This is a genomic window from Paenibacillus sp. PsM32 (assembly GCF_030433815.1).
Taxonomy (GTDB): Bacteria; Bacillota; Bacilli; order Paenibacillales; family Paenibacillaceae; genus Saccharibacillus; species Saccharibacillus kyungheensis.
The window spans coordinates 59,630-80,183 of sequence record NZ_JARUWY010000003.1; the positions used below are offsets into that span (position 1 = coordinate 59,630).

3 protein-coding genes and 3 pseudogenes are annotated in these 20,554 nt (G+C 38.4%); all 6 read left to right on the forward strand.

The features are described 5' to 3' along the window. The first annotated feature begins 14 nt into the window (after nt 1-14). The 6 genes and pseudogenes from QCD85_RS08190 (at nt 15) to QCD85_RS08205 (ending at nt 20,545) form a co-directional block, all read left to right on the forward strand. Entirely contained in the window at nt 15-10,649 is a 10,635-nt protein-coding gene (locus tag QCD85_RS08190; RefSeq protein ID WP_301262249.1) for an SDR family NAD(P)-dependent oxidoreductase, read from the forward strand. A 2-nt stretch (nt 10,650-10,651) separates the two neighbouring features. After that, nucleotides 10,652-15,463, forward strand: a pseudogene (locus QCD85_RS24005) (SDR family NAD(P)-dependent oxidoreductase); the annotation flags it as partial. 201 nt (nt 15,464-15,664) lie between these two features. Beyond that, nucleotides 15,665-17,239: pseudogene (locus QCD85_RS24010) on the forward strand (type I polyketide synthase); the annotation flags it as partial. A 408-nt stretch (nt 17,240-17,647) separates the two neighbouring features. Then, nucleotides 17,648-18,637 (forward strand): annotated as a pseudogene (locus QCD85_RS24015) (thioesterase domain-containing protein); the annotation flags it as partial. A gap of 139 nt (nt 18,638-18,776) precedes the next feature. Further along, nucleotides 18,777-19,292, forward strand: coding sequence for an isoprenylcysteine carboxylmethyltransferase family protein (locus tag QCD85_RS08200; RefSeq protein ID WP_301262251.1), 516 nt, complete (start codon nt 18,777-18,779; stop codon nt 19,290-19,292). A gap of 47 nt (nt 19,293-19,339) precedes the next feature. Then, nucleotides 19,340-20,545: a cytochrome P450 gene (locus QCD85_RS08205; RefSeq protein ID WP_301262252.1), complete on the forward strand. Its 1,206-nt coding sequence runs from the start codon at nt 19,340-19,342 to the stop codon at nt 20,543-20,545. Nucleotides 20,546-20,554: the final 9 nt, after the last annotated feature.

Here is a 20,554-nt window from a genome sequence, read left to right on the forward strand (position 1 = left end):
ATGAGGTGTTACTATTGAATGAGTCATTATCACATCTATACAGCCAGATTGAACAAGGAAAGATGGATAAGGTAGAAGGTGCTAAGCGATTACAGCAATTACTTTCTACAAAGACGGAATCTTCTACACCACCTATCGAATATTCTATCGATGAAAATGCGCTAAACGATAATGAGCTTCAAGATCAAGCTGTTCAGTACCTCAAAAAGTTATTATCTTCGGTGTTAATGATGCCTGAACGACAGATTGAAGCCGATGCACCGCTCGAAAAATATGGAATAGACTCTATCATGGTTATGAAATTAACAGATCAGTTGGAAACTGTTTTTGGTTCATTGTCCAAAACACTATTTTTTGAATATCATAATCTAGAAGAATTAACAGAATACTTTTTGAAATCACATCGTAAGCAATTGGTTGAACTTTTGGGTACTGGCAAAGAACAACATACACAGATACAACCCCAGCCAAAACAATCACTTAATGCGTCGACAACACAAAGAAACATGAGAAATACAAGGTCTTCAAAAGGTTCTGCTAATCTTAATCGCATAGCTGAACCTGCTAATGATTCTACAACTGCAACAGAATCTTCATCTTCACAAGCATTAGATATTGCTATTATTGGATTAGCAGGTCGTTATCCTGAAGCCGAAAACATTTCACAGTATTGGGAAAATCTTAAAAACGGCAAAGACTGCATTACTGAGATTCCTCAAGAACGATGGAATTACAAAGTGCACACAGAGATGAAACGTTCTACTAATGATGCGACAGTTTCTGGAAAATGGGGCGGATTTATAGAAGGAGTGGATCGTTTTGATGCACTCTTTTTTAATATTTCTCCGAGAGAAGCGGAACGGATTGATCCGCAAGAACGACTATTTCTAGAAAGTGTATATACTGCTATAGAAGACGCTGGATATACTCGTGCTAATTTAGTCCGATCAACAGCGCAGTCAAAAGTCAACAAAGTAGGCGTATATGTCGGAGTAATGTATCAAGAATATCAATTGTATGGAGTAGAATCTCAAAAAATTTATAACGAACCTTTTGCCTTAAATGGTAATCCTGCATCAATTGCGAATCGGGTATCGTATTACTTTAATTTTCATGGGCCAAGTATGGTTGTGGATACGATGTGTTCTTCATCATTAACAGCGATTCATCTCGCATGCCAGAGTCTGCAAAAGCAAGAATGTGAAGTAGCGATAGCAGGTGGAGTTAATGTCTCTGTTCATCCTAATAAATATGTCATGCTAACACAGGGGCACTTTTTATCTAGCAAAGGAAGATGTGAAAGTTTTGGCGAAGGTGGAGACGGATATGTTCCCGGTGAAGGCGTAGGAGCAGCGATCCTCAAGCCGTTAGCCCAAGCTATAGCCGATGGCGATCACATTTATGGAGTGATTAAAGGAACAGCGATCAATCATGGAGGCAAAACTAACGGCTATACGGTTCCTAATCCTAATCAACAAGCAGAAGTCATTGACCAAGCAATCCAAGAATCAGCTATCGATCCTAGAAGTATTAGTTATATCGAAGCTCATGGTACAGGCACATCGTTAGGAGATCCGATTGAGATTGCAGGTCTTACCAAAATGTTTGATCGCTACACATCTGATCGGTCATTTTGTGCGATCGGTTCTGCCAAATCCAATATTGGACATTGTGAAAGTGCAGCAGGGATTGCAGGTATAACCAAAGTGTTATTGCAAATGAAGCATCAGAAACTAGCTCCTTCTATTCATTCACAACCAGCTAATCCTAATATCGACTTTGCAAAAACGCCTTTTACAGTTCAACATCAATTAAGTGAATGGCAACGTCCTGTGATCGCTATAGATCATGTAATGACCGAAGTTCCTTTGACTGCTGGTGTGTCTTCATTCGGTGCAGGTGGATCTAATGCGCATATAGTGATCCAAGAATATATGTCTCCAATCGTAGCCAAGCAATTAGCTGTACCTGTGCAACCTGTGATGATGATATTATCTGCCAAAAATGAAGAAAGATTAAAACAAGTCGTTCTTCACTTCATTCATCACCTAACAGAACACACGTATACTGATCAAGATTTGGCTGATATAGCATATACGTTATGTACAGGTAGAGAAGCGATGGATATTCGATTAGGCATCGTGGCTTCTTCGGTAACGAATCTTATTAGTCAGCTTCAAGAGTATATCGAATCTGATGATATACCTTCATCTGTATACTACGGCAAAGTTCAAAATGATCTGCCTGCATTGCCTTTTTTATCTACAGATGAAGATATGACAGCTACTATTCAGCAATGGATAGAGAAAAGAAAATATTCTAAATTGCTTGAATTATGGGTGAATGGAATCGAATTGAATTGGGATAATGTATATTCAGCTGGTACATTTCAAAAAATCAGCTTACCTACGTATCCTTTTGCTCGTGATCGTTACTGGGTTCCCGAAGTGGAAGAAACGCACGCATTAGAAATAGAACCGAAGTTTCATTCTCAATCTATTCTTCATCCTTTAGTTCATACGAATACTTCAAATATAAATGTACAAAAATATACAACTGTTTTTGAAGGTGATGAATTTTTTATAGCAGATCATCGCATAGGAGATGAACATCTTTTACCAGCAGTAACGTATTTAGAAATGGCTAGAGCGGCTGTGGAACAAGCTCTTACAGGGACACCAGTACAAGGACAATCGATATCTTTGCAACAAACCGTTTGGAAACATCCACTTGTAATTGAACAAGAATCTACTGCTGTACACATTGTTTTATTTCCAGAGCAAGAAAATGCTATTCATTATGAAATATACACGAAATCTGATGATCTAGCCGAACCTATTATTCATTGTGAAGGCATCGCTATTATTGAAGATGTCAAGATAGAACAACCTTTACTAGATATACACCAGATCAAAGCAACATGTAATACAAAAGAATTTACTGCAAACACATGTTATGAAGCTTATCGTCAACTGAATATGAATTATGGAGATCGTCACCAAACGATTCATCATCTATATGCAGGTTCAAATGAATGGTTAGCTCAGCTCCACTTATCAGAAGAACTGCAAGTAAATAGCCAGGATTATGTCCTTCATCCTGCGATAGTAGACGGTGCTTTGCAAGCTTCTATTGGAATATGGTTAGGTAGAGAAGAACGATCTCAAGAGCAAGAAACCTCTTTACCGTTTGCTTTGGAACAAATTGATATCTATCATCCGACAACATCAACAATGTGGGCACATGTCTATCAAGATGAAGTAGCTCAATCTTCTATATCGAAATTAAATATAGATCTAATAGATCAGACAGGTCTTCTTTGTGTAAGATTACAAAGCTTAACAAGTAAAGCGATTCGTAATGAAAAAGCAATCTTACTTTCTCCCAAGTGGGAAGAAAAAGCAGTGACCAATCCATTAGTTGCTCAACATCGTAAATATGATCAGCATATCATCATGCTGTGCGAACCTGATCTGGCACTAGAACAACAAGTGAAAGAACATTTTCCTAATGCACAGTGCATTTCGTTATTACCAGCTCATCTAGCACATATTGATAAATCAAACCTTTCGATCGATCAACGATTTACCCGATTGGCTACACAAGCATTTGAAGAAATAAAGCGTATTTTGCAAAGGTATAAAGAAGATCGCGTGTTTATTCAAATGGTCACTGTTCATCAAAAGTCTCAAAAATCGCCTACTGCTCTTATAGCATTACTCAAAACAGTCACACTAGAAAATCCTAATATAACTATTCAAATGATAGAAACGCAATCTTATCTAACAAATGCTCAAATCATTACACAATTACAAGAAAATCAGTATAGTACAGATCAACAGATTCGCTATGAATCTCAACAACGCTATATTCAGTCTGATTACGAACAGATCATAATACCAATAAAGACTACTCACTCCCTATGGAAAAATGGTGGAGTTTATTTGATTACCGGCGGTACAGGTGGCTTAGGCATGGTTTTTGCAAAAGAAATTATACAGCAAGTGGAGCAACCGATTGTTATTTTAACAGGTCGAGCAGACAATGTAGATGAATCTATTCTTTATTCATTACGATCAAAAGAAGCGATTGTGTTATACAAACAACTTGATCTGACACAACAGGAAGATGTAACCCAATTAATAGAATGGATTACTCAACAATATGGATCATTAAACGGCATTATTCATAGTGCTGGTATGACTCAAGATAATTTTATCATTAAGAAAACAACCGAAGAATTCAATCAAGTGTTATCTCCAAAAGTAACAGGTACAGTCCATTTGGACGTAGCTACTCAGTCTATACCATTAGACTTTTTTGTATTATTCTCGTCGGTTGCTAGTGCGTTTGGGAATGCAGGTCAAGCAGATTATGCCACAGCAAATGCTTTTATGGATCAATACGCTATCGATCGCCATAAGCAAGTATTAGCTGGAGAACGTTCCGGTCAGACAGTGAGTTTTAATTGGGGTCTATGGGTAGAAGGTGGAATGCATATCGATAAGGATACAGCACAGTTTCTGTATCGTACGACAGGTATGAGACCATTGCCTACAGTGACTGGATTGCAACTTTTTTATGCAGGTATGGCATCCAATCAATCTCAAATCATTACTTTATATGGCGATCAAGCTCAGTTATCATCCATATTGTTATCAAGAACGAATGCAGTCCCAACGCTAACAGATCATAAAGTAGAAAAAGAAATACTACACATCATGGCTACTATTCTCAAAGTAGATGCTTCTGAATTGGATACAGAAACAGAATGGTCTGAATACGGTTTTGACCAGACAATGTTAGCAGATTTATCCCATCAATTGAATCAGCACTTTCAATTGCAATTAACAGCCTTAACGTTTGTGGAATATACTACTATTCGGCAATTAACAAATTGGATTGAATCTGGAATCACTATCTCATCACAAGCAGACACCAATAAAATAGCAGATCAAAAGGGTGTAAATCTACCTGAACCTCAATCTGTTGACGTTCATGAACAATCGAACAGTCTACAATCGGCAACAATGATGTATTTGAAACAAACACTATCTACTATTCTCAAGTTGCCGGTAGACCACATTGAAGCCAATGCTCCAATGGAGAAGTACGGTATCGATTCAATTACAACATTACAATTCACAGAACAATTAGAGCAGACATTTGGACGATTATCCAAAACACTATTATTCGAATATCAGACATTATCAGCATTAACAACTTATTTTATCAAAGCACACTTTGATATTTTGGATAAGCAATTTAATATCAATACAGCTCAAAAATCTTCACCTTCTATTGCTAAAGCAGAACATTTATCTACTAATCAACCAAAGAAAGCAATACAAGCACAGTTACCTGGTATTCATTCTCGCTTCAAATTTGCTTATCATACTCATCAACCTGTAGAAAAGCATGAAACAGATATTGCTATTATCGGATTATCTGGTCGCTATCCTCAAGCTGATCATGTAGATCAATACTGGGAAAATCTAAAACAAGGAATAGACTGTATTACAGATATTCCTTCAAGTCGTTGGAATAATGATTCGCTAGATGCTACATCATCGCAGAATAGAAATCAGGGCGGATTTATAGATGGAGTAGAGCAATTTGATCCACTATTTTTTAATATTTCACCTAAAGAAGCAGAGATGATGGACCCGCAAGAACGATTGTTTTTACAAACGGTCTATCAAGCGATTGAAGATGCAGGTTATACCCGACAGACACTGGGTGCTTCTACAGACTCGAATGAAAATCATCAAGTGGGTGTCTATGTAGGTGTTATGTATGAAGAGTACCAATTGTATGGAGCACAAGCGCAAGCATTAAGCCAGAGTTCTGTAGCACTTAGTGGAAATCCAGCATCGATTGCAAATCGTGTATCGTATTTCTGTAACTTTAATGGGCCGAGTATGGCTGTAGATACGATGTGTTCTTCTTCACTAACAGCGATTCATTTGGCTTGTCAAAGTCTGATTACTCAAGAATGTTCGACCGCGATAGCAGGTGGAGTCAATATTTCTGTTCATCCTAACAAGTATCACATGCTAAATCAGGGTGGATTTCTGTCGAGTCAAGGAAGATGTGAAAGCTTTGGTGCAAATGGTGATGGTTATGTGCCTGGCGAAGGTGTAGGAGCTGTTGTACTCAAACCTTTATCTGTTGCTCAGGCAGATGGTGATCATATTTATGGAGTTATTAAAGGTTCAGCAATCAATCATGGTGGCAAAACCAATGGTTATACGGTTCCCAATCCTGTTGCTCAGTCTCAAGTGATTCAGCAAGCATTTCAACGGGCAGGCGTAGAGCCGAGAACGATTAGCTATGTAGAAGCGCATGGCACAGGAACATCTTTAGGTGATCCTATCGAAATAGCTGGATTAAATGCTGTCTACCAGCAAAATACAGCAGATAAGCATTTCTGCGCTATAGGTTCAGTGAAGTCTAATATTGGACATTGCGAGAGTGCCGCTGGTATCGCAGGATTAACTAAAATTCTATTACAAATGAAGCATCAACAACTTGTGCCTTCATTGCATGCAGATCCATCGAATCCGAATATCGATTTTGATCATATTCCGTTTGTTGTTCAAAAAGAATTATCACAATGGCAACGCCCTTTACTTGAAGAACATGGTAAAAAGAAAGAAATACCTAGAAGAGCAGGGTTGTCTTCTTTTGGCGCTGGTGGTTCGAATGCTCATCTGATTATTGAAGAATATACAGTAGAACCAGCGATTACAACGTCTACTGATTTATCTGAAAATGATCCGGTACTAATTGTATTATCTGCCAAAACAGAAGCACAATTGCGTATACAAGCACAACAATTATTAGAGACGCTAGCAACGGATCGTTCAGCATATCCTTTACAACAGATTGCTTATACTTTACAGGTCGGTAGAGAAGCGATGGAAGAACGGTTAGCCTTTGTGACGCATTCGTTATCGGATATGAAAGAGAAGTTGAAATCGTATCTACAACCAACTACACAACCTCATTCATACCAGTTCTATCGAGGACATACGAAAGCGCATAAAGAAATGTTGTCTATGCTGTCTTCAGATCGTGGATTTGAAAATATGATTGCTTCATGGCTCAATCATCGTCAGTATAATCAACTATTAGAATTATGGGTAAAAGGTCTAACAGTCGATTGGAAATCACTTTATAGCGATAGCCAGCCACAGCGTATTTCTTTACCTGTATATCCGTTTTCCAAAGAAAGATATTGGGCTCCAGATCATCTGATGTCTGCAAGCTCTAATCTATCGACATCATTGCCAAAAGCACAACAACAATCTGACCGAACATCAATTATATATAAAAAGCATTGGCAAATGAGTGCTATAACGGAATCATTCAATACCGAGCTTACTTTACCTGCTGATAGACGTGTAGTCATTTTAATGAATAACAAAACAGAAAGTTTAGAAAAGCATTTGTCTGCTATGATCCCGAATTTGTTGATCTGGGATAAAGACGATCTGGCACATCAATTGGAGAGTACAGAGGAGCAAATAAAATCGATTGCAAGCTTTATTGATCTGACTGCATGGACAAGCGATAATACGAGTGATAGTAACAGTAACATACGCTACACTTTACACAAAGGCTGGTTGCAATGGTTACAACGTTGGATTGAGATCAACCAAAAAACACCACTCACGTTATTGCAGGTAACAAAAGGGTTAGAGGTTTTTCAGAATACATCTGTACATCTTCAAGGAGCAGAACGTGTAGGACTGTATCGGATGTTACAACATGAATATGCTCATGTACGTTCAAAACATATTGATTTTGATCTGCATGCATCAGAAGAAAGGACAGCTTTTGCGATTATGCAAGAGCTGTTATTTGATTTTCCAGATGTGGAAGTGTGCTATCGATCCGATCAGCGTTGGGTAGCTTATCTCGGACTTGTAGAGAATATGCCTGATTTTAATACTACCCCCGCTCAACAACGTTCATTTGATCCAGAACAAGTCCTTTGGATCACTGGAGGAACCAGAGGGTTGGGGATGTTATGTGCTCAACATTTTGTAGCTCAATATGGAGTGAAGAAGCTTGTATTAAGCGGTCAAGAAGTATTACCGCCAAGAAAAGAATGGCATTTATATGATCATCAAACTTCAATAACCGCAGAAAAAATAAAATCGATTGTCCAACTAGAAAAACAAGGTGTACAGATCTATGTGACTTCTGTAGATATAACCTCTGTGCAAGAAGTGCAGAAAGTGATTGATGAAGTCCATTCGGAGTTAGGTTCGATAAGCGGTGTTATTCATTGTGCAGGCACAGCGGATCAGATCAATCCAGCTTTTATTCGCAAAAAGGCAGAATCAGTTGAATCTGTGATGAATCCTAAAATAAAAGGATTGCATACTTTGCATCAGTGCTTGCAACAAGAACCTTTGCAATTCTGGGTATTATTCTCGTCAGTCGCTGCGACGATCCCATCACTGGCTGTAGGACAAAGTGATTATGCTATGGCAAATGCTTATATGGATTATTTTGCTGAAGCTTCTACAGATTCGTATCCGATATACAGTATTCAGTGGCCTAGCTGGAAAGAAACTGGATTTGGCGAAGTGAAAAGTAAGCCTTATGAGCAAACAGGATTACTCAGTATGACCAATACAGAAGGATTACAGTTGCTTGATTGTATTATGAACTCATCCAAAGATAGCGTCATATTGCCTGCTGTTATCCATCAAGAGATTGCGCAACCATCGATATGGATGAAATATCAACCGTCTCTATTCTCTGACAAGTTGATAGCAGAGCAAAACGTCAAATCTGCTTACACATCAGCAGCATCAATCGCTATGCCAGAGTCAGAAGAATTACACCATATGACTTTGGATTGGTTAAGAAAGCTGATTGCAGAGGAATTGAAAGTAGAAGTTGGACGATTAGATGATCATACGCCATTTGCTGAATACGGAATCGATTCTATTTTACTAGCACAAATTATTACAACATTAGATCGAACATTACAAGGAACTGCTGTAGATCCAACCATGATGTTAGAGTATCCTACAATTCAACAATTAGCAGAACAATTGGTGTACACGTATCCATTGGAATTAGTTACATTATTCACAAATGATACAACTACAGAGCCAATCGCAAGTCCATCACCAACTATTATTGAAAAGGCTCAGGATATGTATACGCCTATGTCTGAGAAACAACGAGAGCCGAAGCAGAAGATTGCTGTGATTGGTATAGGATGCCATTTTCCTGATGCCAATGATCCTTTGCAATTTTGGAATAATTTAAAATCAGGCAAAGATAGTATTCAAAAAGCACCATCTTCTCGTCAGCATCAACAATCCAATAGAATCGCTTCATATGATTCGACAACTCATGTTCGATATGGAGCTTTTTTACCACATATCGAACAATTTGATCCTGCTTATTTTGGTATCAGTGAATCCTTGGCTGTGCAGATTGATCCGTTACAACGACAACTTTTAGAAGTGAGTGTCGAAGCGGCTACAGATGCAGGATATACCAAACAGCAATTATCAAATACACAAACAGGTGTATTTGTAGGATCACGTACCAGTAACTATTCTTCTAAAGTCGATCGTACAGCGAAAGATACGATTGTCGGTATAGGGCAAAATTTTATCGCTGCACATTTAGCGCATTTTTATAATTTGAAAGGTCCTAATCTAGTTGTAGATACTGCTTGTTCTAGTTCACTTACAGCGATTCATCTCGCTGTACAAAGTATTCAAAATGGAGAGTGTGAATTGGCTTTTGCAGGTGGTGTTGATATTTTGCTAGATGAAGTCCCTTTTGAAACGTTAGGATCAGCTAATGTATTATCGACAGATTCACGCTGTAAAACATTTAGTGCAGATGCAGATGGTATAGGCTTGGGAGAAGGATGCGGAGTTGTGATACTCAAGCCGCTAGATCAAGCGATTGCAGATCAAGATCGTATCTACGGCGTGATTGATGGAAGTGCTTTGAATAATGATGGCAATACGATGGGAATCACAACACCTAATCCAGAAGCGCAGAAAGAATTGGTATACAAAGCAGTTCAGAATGCAGATATCGATCCTTCGACGATTAGTTATATAGAGACTCATGGTACAGGTACATTGATTGGCGATCCGATTGAATTAAAAGCATTAACCAGCGTTTTTTCAGGTGTAACAGATCGTCAACAATTTTGCGGAGTAGGTAGTGTGAAAAGCAATATCGGTCACTTATTAAGTGCAGCAGGAGTGGCTAGCTTTATCAAAGTGTTGCTGTCTCTTGTGCACGAAGAGTTACCACCTACGATTCACTGTGAAGTACCTAATCCAAGATTTCGATTTGAGCAATCACCATTTTATATTGTGCAACAGCATCAGAAGTGGAATCATACACAAGGAGTCTTGCGTGCCGGTATTAGTGCATTTGGATTAGGCGGTAATAATGCTCATATTCTTGTAAGTAATGAAGGGATTCCTGCTTCTTATCGTCGTCAATTGCCTTTATTGTATTCTAATGTTGGATTTAATCGTCAACGATACTGGCCTACAGAACCCCAAGATTATGCAACATCTGGAGTGATATCTTCAGAAGCACCATCTGATTTTTTTGATGTGATTAAAGTTGGCGAAGGGAGTGAATAGGGATGGCTATAGCATCTCGTACCGAAACCTTTTTGCAGAAGCTAAAACATACTGATTATTTTGTACAAGATCATAGAGTGCATCAAATCTGTACACTTCCTGGCGTGGTGCTACTTGATATGATCTATCGTCTCAGTTCTCATGCATTAGGAACTCAAGCTATAGAATTGCATAATGTAATATTCAAGCAACCTATCGTCACGTCAGAACAGTTCGATATTGAAATTTGGGTATCTTTTACAAATTATGATCACTATACAGATGTAGTCGTATCCAGTCGCAAAGTTTACCATGCTAACGATAATATAAAAGAGAACGATAAAGTGGTTAATATGGAATGTTCTCTTCATCCTATAACTACGAATCAGAGTGCTAGAACACAGGTATCTATGCCTTTTCTAGATAAACAGGTAGTGAGTCAATGGGATATGGATAAAGTATATGGGTTAGCGCGCGATTCGGATATTCATCATTATGATTTTATGAAAAATTCTGGCACTGTATATCAACAAGATGATAATGAATGGATGCATTTGCATATTAGCCCTGTAGCTACTCCATATATGAATAAATTTTATGCCCATGTCGCTTTGTTAGATGGTTCTACCTTTGCTGGGACATCGTTCCGTTGGGATGCACAGGGTAACGAGAAGTCAATGGAAGGATTCAAACCGTATATCCCATTTATGATTGAGCGATTTACCATTTATCGTTCTTTTCCCGAGCAAATTTATACTCATACCGTAAGAACCAAAGAAGACCTTGTTGCAGATGCAGACATTATTAAGCGTGATATTTCCATCTATGATCATGAAGGTGTTCTTCTTGCATCATTTCAAAATCTTACTGCCAAACGAATTCGAGAATCTCAATTAATTACGGGATTAGTGAACGAATCATCTGGTTCTGTTGCTACTATTCCATCCAAAGTGGAAAAGGCAACTACTCTAGATAGCCATACATCAGAATCTCCACTCAAACAAATAGAACAATTTTTACAGTTGCAATTAGCGGATATTTTGATGATTGACTCTAATCATATTGATCTTGAAACGGGTTTTTATGAATTAGGATTAGATTCGATTAAGTTACTAGAATTGGTTACTTTTTTAGAACAGTATCTCCAAATCGAATTATATCCAACGTTGTTATTTGAATATTCTACTGTGGCTACATTAGCAGCATATTTGAATGATCACTGGCAGGATACTTTTCTGCAAACTCTTTCTCAGTCTCAGTCGTTAGCAGACCGTTCAGTATTAACAGACACGATAGATCCAGTTGAAAGTACAGCAGTTATCTATGAACCTGTATGGGAAGAAACTTCGATCTCAGAATCGCTTCCAACGGTAAGCAATGCTATAGATCGAATCGTTATTTTGTATACTCCATCTCCAGAGTGGAAAAAAGTATTATCAGCTCATTCCCAAATAGAGCATATCGTTGCACTTCAACACGATAAGCAGCATACGATAGACTATCTACCTTCTCTGATCGAACAGGTATTTACATTCATGCAACAATATGTACAAACCAATCGACACACGCCGACTTTCGTTCAGGTGATTGCGGATAATGAGGATACTACGGGAACGATTTGGGGATTAGAAGGATTGTTTAAAACAATTGCTCAAGAATATCCTTTGATTCAAAGTCAACTTATTTTGTTGGATGTGGCAGATGTATCGGATGCAGACCATATTGTACAGCGATTAGATCAGGAATTTCAGCAGGCTTCTATAATTCCATCAATCAGTATTCATTATCAAGGGCATAGATTAGAACGCCATATCAAAACGTTAAAAGAAGTTACGTTGTTACATGCTAACGCTAACAATGACATTACTACTCAGCATTCTTTTCGTAATGGCGGTGTCTACCTGATTATTGGTGGGATGGGCGGTCTGGGATATGAGTTAGCCAAGCATATTGCAGATCATACGGATACAGTGCTTGTTCTAACAGGCAGATCTCCTTTAAGTCATTCATTATCTGTACAGTTAGAATCACTGCGCGCTAAGGGATCTGAAGCGATATATATCCAGACAGATATCACCAAACATGAAGAAGTCGAAAAAATGGTTGATCTGATTCTGGCGGAATACGCTACTATTAATGGCGTATTCTATTGTGCAGGTGTGATTCAAGATAAGTTATTGATTCAGAAATCAATCACTGAACTTCATCAGACGCTGCAACCTAAAATTCAAGGATTTACTTATTTAGATCAAGTGCTATCTCAACAAGCTCTTGATTTTTTTGTTGTTTTCTCTTCTCTATCTGCTGTAGTAGGCAATATCGGGCAATCTGATTATGCAGTAGCGAATGGATATATAGATCAACTGGTGTTAGAACGTGCGCTCAAAGTAAAACAAGGACAACGTTCCGGAAGCACGTATACAATCAACTGGCAATTATGGGAGCAAGGTGGTATGCAGGTCAGTGATACTCATCGTCAATTCATGTATAAGTCTGGAGGAATGATCCCTTTACCAACAGATGTAGGTATGAATACGCTTGATCTGATTATGAAGTCGGATTCACCTCAATGGACTGTATTATATGGTGAATCTGAGCAAATTCGTTATCATATGCGAGACAATCTAGCTCAGTCTCCTGTATTCTCGCAAAAGCAACATCTAACTACAAAAGAGAGTCAGACAGACAACCTAACAGACATCGCTATTATTGGTGTAGCAGGGCGCTATCCAGATGCCAATACGATCGACCAATTATATGAAAATTTAAAAGCAGGAAAAGATTCAATTACGTCGATTCCAGAACATCGCTGGGCTTCTAATCATAATGCGTATGCTGTAGAAGATTATTATCGTTACGGTAGTTTTGTAGATCGTATAGATGATTTTGATCCTTTATTTTTTAATATTTCTCCTTATCAAGCCGAACGAATGGATCCGCAAGCCCGATTGTTTTTGCAGACGGTATGGGAAGCATGTGAAGATGCAGGATTTGCTGTACATCGGAATCAACATGATTATTCAGCTTCCAGTAGTCGAAGTGTAGGCGTATTTGCAGGAGTATTCTGGAATCATTATGAGTTGTATAGTGCAGAGATGTCACAGCAAGGACAGCCTTCTGCTTTTGGAACCAATGCAGCTTCTATAGCGAATATGGTATCGTATCATTTGAATTTTCACGGACCTTCAATGGCTCTGGACAGTATGTGTTCATCGTCACTTACTGCTGTTCATCTTGCTTGTGAAAGTATCAAACGTGGCGAATGTCATTATGCTGTAGCTGGTGGAGTGAATTTGGTAACTCATCCTCATAAGTATGTATTTTTGAAAGAAGCGCAATTTTTATCTTCAGAAGGAAAGTGTAGAAGCTTTGGGAAAGATGGCGATGGATATGTTCCCGGAGAAGGCGTAGGTGCAGTGCTGATGACTTCTGTAGCTGAAGCTCAAAAGCAAGGTTATCCTATTTATGCTGTTATCAAAGGTTCAGCTCTTAATCATTCAGGAAGAACATCCGGTGCTACGGTTCCTGATCCAGTTGCACAATCAGAAGTGATATTAAATGCACTGGCAAGCGCGCATATCGATCCGTCTACATTAAGCTATATCGAGACTCATGGTACAGGAACTTCTTTAGGAGATCCGATAGAATTACAAGCGTTAGAACGCGCTTTTCGTCAAGCAGGTAGTACTGAGCAACAATTTTGCGCTATTGGTTCGCTCAAGTCCAATATAGGGCATTTAGAAGCTGCCGCAGGGATCGCAGGATTGACCAAATTATTATTGCAATTGAAGCACAAAGAAATTTTTCCTTCTCTTCATGCCAAACCGTTGAATCCACTTATTCCTTTTGGATCAACGTCTTTTTATGTACAACATCAAGGAAAAGTGTGGGAGCGACCTACAATCACGAACGGTGGAGTTACAAGTGAAATTCCATTACGTGCAGGAATTAGTTCATTTGGAGCTAACGGAAGTAATGCTCATCTTATCGTAGAAGAGTATGTTCCTGTACCTGCACTCATGAAGCAGCAACACAGTATAAATGATCAACAACCAGCGATTATTATTCCGTTATCTGCTCAGACTGAAGAACGACTGCAAGTCTATGCGCAAAAGTTACTAGATTTTGTACACACTGCGGACGAATCGTTAAACTTGCGCAACTTGGCATATACATTTCAATTAGGACGTACTGAAATGAAAGCTCGTGTTGCATTTAACATTGTAGATATAGCTGATCTCAAGCAACAATTACATGCTTTTAGACAACAAACGAATATCGATCATCCTCAGCAGACATTGATTCTACCTGCTGAGCAAGCAGATCGTGTTCTATTCATATCACAACTCGTAGCCCAACAGGAATGGAATACACTAGCTACTGCATGGACACAAGGAGCCAAAATCGATTGGACGATATTATATCAAAATCAAAGTGGTCAATTTATTCATGCGCCTACGTATCCATTTAGAAAAAATCGATATTGGGTTCCAGACATTGAGCCTTCTATCTTAGCGACCGAGCAACAAATATCTGCTGAACCACAAGTACCTTTGGAAGAAGTAGCTATATCTTCTTTACATGAACAACCTATTGAAGAGCATAGTTCAACAGATTCTTTATCAATAGTTGAAGAACATGTGAGTACATGGATAAAGACTACAGCTGCCAAAATACTCAAAGTTCAATTGATAGATATAGAGAATGATGTGGAGTTGAGTGAGTATGGATTTGATTCGATTTTATTTACACAATTAGCCGATCAATTCAATCATCAGTTACAGACCGATCTAACACCAGCTCACTTTTTCGAACAAACCACGATTCAACAAATTACAGCATTTTTGATAGATCAATATAGTACAGAAATAAAACATTTCTTTAAGGATAGGGTAGAACAGCATCATCGTTCAGCGAAGTCCAATAGCTCTAACTTATTAACATCGCCCAACCCAAAAGTATCGTCCAAACCAAAAGTGAATTCAAATCAACAACCAGTTAGTTCTGTTCCAGCTTCTTCATCTGTAGATCATCAAGAACCTATTGCTATTATCGGTATGAGTGCGAGGTTCCCGCAAGCAGAAGATCTAGATCAGTTTTGGGACAATCTTGTATCTGGGAAAGACTGTATTAGTGAGATTCCTTCTAATCGCTGGGACTGGAAAAAGCACTTTGGTGATCCTAATCAAAATAACTACAAAACCAATATCAAATGGGGAGGATTTATCGAAGGGATTGATGAATTTGATCCTTTATTTTTTGGTATTTCTCCTCGTGAAGCCGTGCATATGGATCCACAGCAACGGCTATTGATGATGTATGTCTGGAAAGCAATTGAAGATGCTGGATATGCCGCTTCAAGCTTAGCTGGTACACAGTTAGGTATATTTGTGGGAACAGGTAGCAGTGGCTATAACGTGATGATGGCACAAGCTAATGAAAATGTAGAAGCGTACTCGATTACAGCCAATGTACCTTCAGTGGGGCCAAATCGGATGAGTCATTTTTTAAATGTACATGGACCGAGCCAACCGATTGAGACAGCGTGTTCCAGTTCATTAGTCGCTATTCACAGAGCGGTGAATGCTATTCGTAGCGGTGATTGTGATACGGCTGTAACAGGGGGCGTTAATACCATCTTGTCACTCGATGCACATATTAGTCTGAATAAAGCAGGCATGCTTAGTTCAGATGGACGTTGCAAAACATTTTCTGCTCAAGCAGACGGGTATGCACGCGGAGAAGGTGTAGGCATGATCTTTTTGAAAAAGTTAACAGATGCCGAAGCAGATGGAGATCATATTTATGGCGTTATTCGAGGTAGTTATGAGAATCATGGAGGCAAAGCTGGTTCTCTGACAGCACCTAATCCCAAAGCACAAACTGCTTTGTTAAAAACAGCATTTGCAAGATCAGGTATTTCACCGGACACGATTAGTTTTATTGAAACGCATGGCACAGGAACACCTCTAGGCGATCCGATAGAAATCAACACGTTAAAATCAGCTTTTCAGACTTCAGGTGAAGAATCTACAGGGCTTGATCATTCTATCGGTTATTGTGGCATCGGTTCGGTCAAAACCAATATTGGACATTTGGAAATGGCAGCAGGGATCGCTGGAGTCATCAAAGTGTTATTACAAATGAAGCATCAAAAGCTGGTCAAAAGTCTTCATGCCGAAACTGTGAATCCGTATATCCATTTGGAAAATAGCCCTTTTTATATTGTGAATGCAACTCAAGATTGGCAACGGCTTAGAGATGAGAATGGACAAGAGATACCACGCCGTGCAGGAATAAGTTCTTTTGGTTTTGGAGGTTCGAATGCTCATGTAGTACTTGAAGAATACACTCCTGAGATGTCTCCACATCATAATCAAAATGAACCTTCACATCATCCTGTAGTGTTCTTATTATCTGCTGTGACCAAAGAACGCTTGCAAGCACAGATTCAGCAGTGGATACAAGTCCTTCAACACAATGACTATACAGACGATCAGCTACCTGATATTGCTTATACACTTCAAGTAGGAAGAGAAGCATTTGAGATACGATTCGGATGTGTAGTGAGTTCAATCGATGAATTAAAAGAAAAGCTTCAGTCTTATGTAGCATCTGAACATCCAATAGAAAATGTATACGAGGGCGATGCTTCAGCACACAAATCATTTATTTCTTTGTTCAAAGCAGATGAAGAATTGTCTGAAGCTGTGTATAAATGGATACAACGCTCTAAATATCATAAACTGCTTGACGTGTGGACGAAGGGGCTTGATGTGAATTGGAACGCCTGGTATGCAGACGCTCAACCACAACGATTAAGCTTACCTACGTATCCTTTTTCCAAAGAGAAATATTGGGTGAATGTATCATCTTCTTATCTAAGAGGAATTGAGTTACAAAATGAACACACAGGTACATTACAGAATCAAAAAGAAGCAGAAGAACCTCTGAATGTAGAGTCAGTACCACCAAGAGTTGAAGTGAATTCTACTCTGTCTATACAACAGCAAATTACTACTATTTTGGCTGATTTGCTAGGAATAAAAGATACATCTATACAAGCAGATGTACCTTTAGATCGTTATGGTATGAACTCTATTCTTATTTTACAAATGTTACAACGATTACAGAGTCAGATTGATGAATCGATTCAATTAGAAGATATTATGGAGTGCGATACGATCGAAGAGTTAATAACTGCTCTGCCTACTGATCATAGCCATATGAATACTCATTCGGATTCTATTGCCTATTCTGAGTTGATTCATTTAAATGCAGTGACTGTAGGACAGCCTATTTTTTGGATTCATGGCGGTACAGGTGGTGTTGAAGCTTATATAGATCTAGCCAATCAACTGAACCGACCATTTTATGGTATTCAGGCTAAAGGCTATTCTAATGATGAGCCACCTTTGCAAAGTATTTATGCTATGGCTGCTTATTACACACGTATTATTCGGGATATTCAACCTGAAGGGCCATACGATATAGGAGGATATTCATTAGGAGGAGTATTAACGTATGAGATTGCTCGTATATTGCAGACTATGGAGCAAGAAGTATCTTCAATCATTATGATTGATTCTTTCTATCCTGATGATTCACATGTTCAATGGAAAGCGGATCATCCAGATCTATGGCAAATGCTTTATCCGAATGGGTCTACTGCTTCCAAAGAAAAATTTATAGAGACTTGTTCTCGCTTAGAACAAGCGTATGAATTAGATCAGTATAAGCCATTACCTTTACTGAATCCGCAATCTATTCGTAGTTATTATTTCCGTAATCAGAACGGTATTTTGGTAGACGATAATAGCATAAATCCTACAGATTACTGGCAGACATGGAAAACAATATTACCAGATCTTCAGATGGTAGATATTGATGCAACTAATCATTTTGTGATGTTATCTGAACCCACATCGCTTCAAGAGATTACAACAGCTGTTCAATCTATTTATACACCGAATGATGTTCCTAATGCAGTGTCTTCTACAATCTTATAAATGATTCTATAGCCTACGGTACCCTGTAAAGGAGGTGATGCAGAGAACCGGGGTATTTGTTGATTTTTCTTTTAAATGTATTGATTGTATTTGCTTCACAGAAAGTAACCCCATACGAAAATAAGAGGAGATGTTTGTAATGATGATCGGTATTATTTTAATTTTGCTATGTATGATTCGTGTTCCGTCTGCAATGATATCTGCACGTAATGAGAAACAAATCAAAGCCAATGGTGGAGTAGAGTACGGCATGAATAACAGTAAACTACTGATTGTCATACAAGGATTAATCTATTTAGGATGTATCGTCTATGCTTTTGTATATGATGTTCAGTTTAGCTGGCTTACGATTGTTGGACTGCTTGTGTACTTATTCTCTTTGGTTACACTGATGTATGTTATTCGTACACTTAGCCCTTTTTGGACATTCAAGTTGTACATTGCTAAAGATCATAAACTTGTTGAAAGCCCATTATTCAAGCATGTACGTCATCCTAATTACTATATGAATATTATTCCAGAACTGATTGGTTTTGCTCTGATTTCTCAAGCATGGGTAGTCTTTATTCCTTTATTTATTTTGCATCTTATTACATTAATTAACCGAATTTCATTAGAAGAAAAAGTGATGAAGCAGACGTTCCAACAGTATTAAGACATAGTGAGTATGTATAAAATAAAAGACTTTTAGGAGGAATTGTAATGGAGAACAAAACAAGAGAGTATTTTCCTGACTTAACTCAAGTGTCTGGTTTTACAACTAATGAAGAGAAATACGAACCTTTTGCATGGTATCAACAAATGCGACAAAATGAACCGGTATATTATGATGAAGGACAAGATGTATGGAATGTATTTAAGTATGACGATGTGAAAAGGGTCGCTGAAGACAAAGATTATTTCTCAAATGCTGTTTTACTGCCAGATATTATCAAAGATTCATTAATGGGACTCGATCAACCCAAGCATACACTTAACCGGGCATTGATTAATCGAGCATTCACACCAAAAGCTGTGATGTCCTGGATTCCCAAAATCGATCAAATTATCGCTGAATTGATGAATGCTATTGATGGTAAACAGCATATCGATATCGTGCAAGATTTTGCTTTCCCTCTGCCGATGATTATTATTTCAGAATTGCTTGGTATTCCTACAGAAGATCTTGAGAAGTTTAGAGCATGGGTGAGTACACTTACTGTAGCTCCACAAGATAATACGATTGAGGAATATATGCGTATTGCACAGATTCAAGCAGAAGCCAGTAAGCAATTAATCGTTTATTTCCAGCATATTATAGAGGTCAAGCGTGCTCAACCAGAACAAGATATTATTTCGGATCTTATTCAAGCAGAAGAAAATGGATACAGGCTATCTCCTGAAGAATTGATGGGTAGTTGTGTCTTTTTGCTGATTGCAGGTAATGAAACTACAACCAGTCTGATCACTAACTCGATTTATTCTCTCGATCAAAACAATTTGTTCGGGACATTGCATACACAACCAGAACTTATTCCAACCACAGTGGAAGAAGTATTGCGCTATCGTGCGCCGGTTCAACGTACAATTCGTAAAGTATCACAAAATACAGTAATCGGCGGAAAATCGCTAAAAGCCGGTGATTATATCGCAAATTGGATCGGATCAGCGAACCGGGACGAAGATCATTTTGAACAAGCAGAATTATTTATTCCTAATCGACGCAATAATAAACATCTTTCATTCGGCAAAGGAATCCATGTTTGTTTGGGATCTCAATTAGCTCGCATTGAGGTAAAAGCAGCGTTGACTGCTCTGATACAAAAGTATCCCAACATGAAAGTAAGTCCTAATTATCAAATTGATGTTGCCTATAGCAATATTTATAGCCTAAAAAACTTACCTGTGGAACTTGGACAAAGTACATAGGTTCTTTTT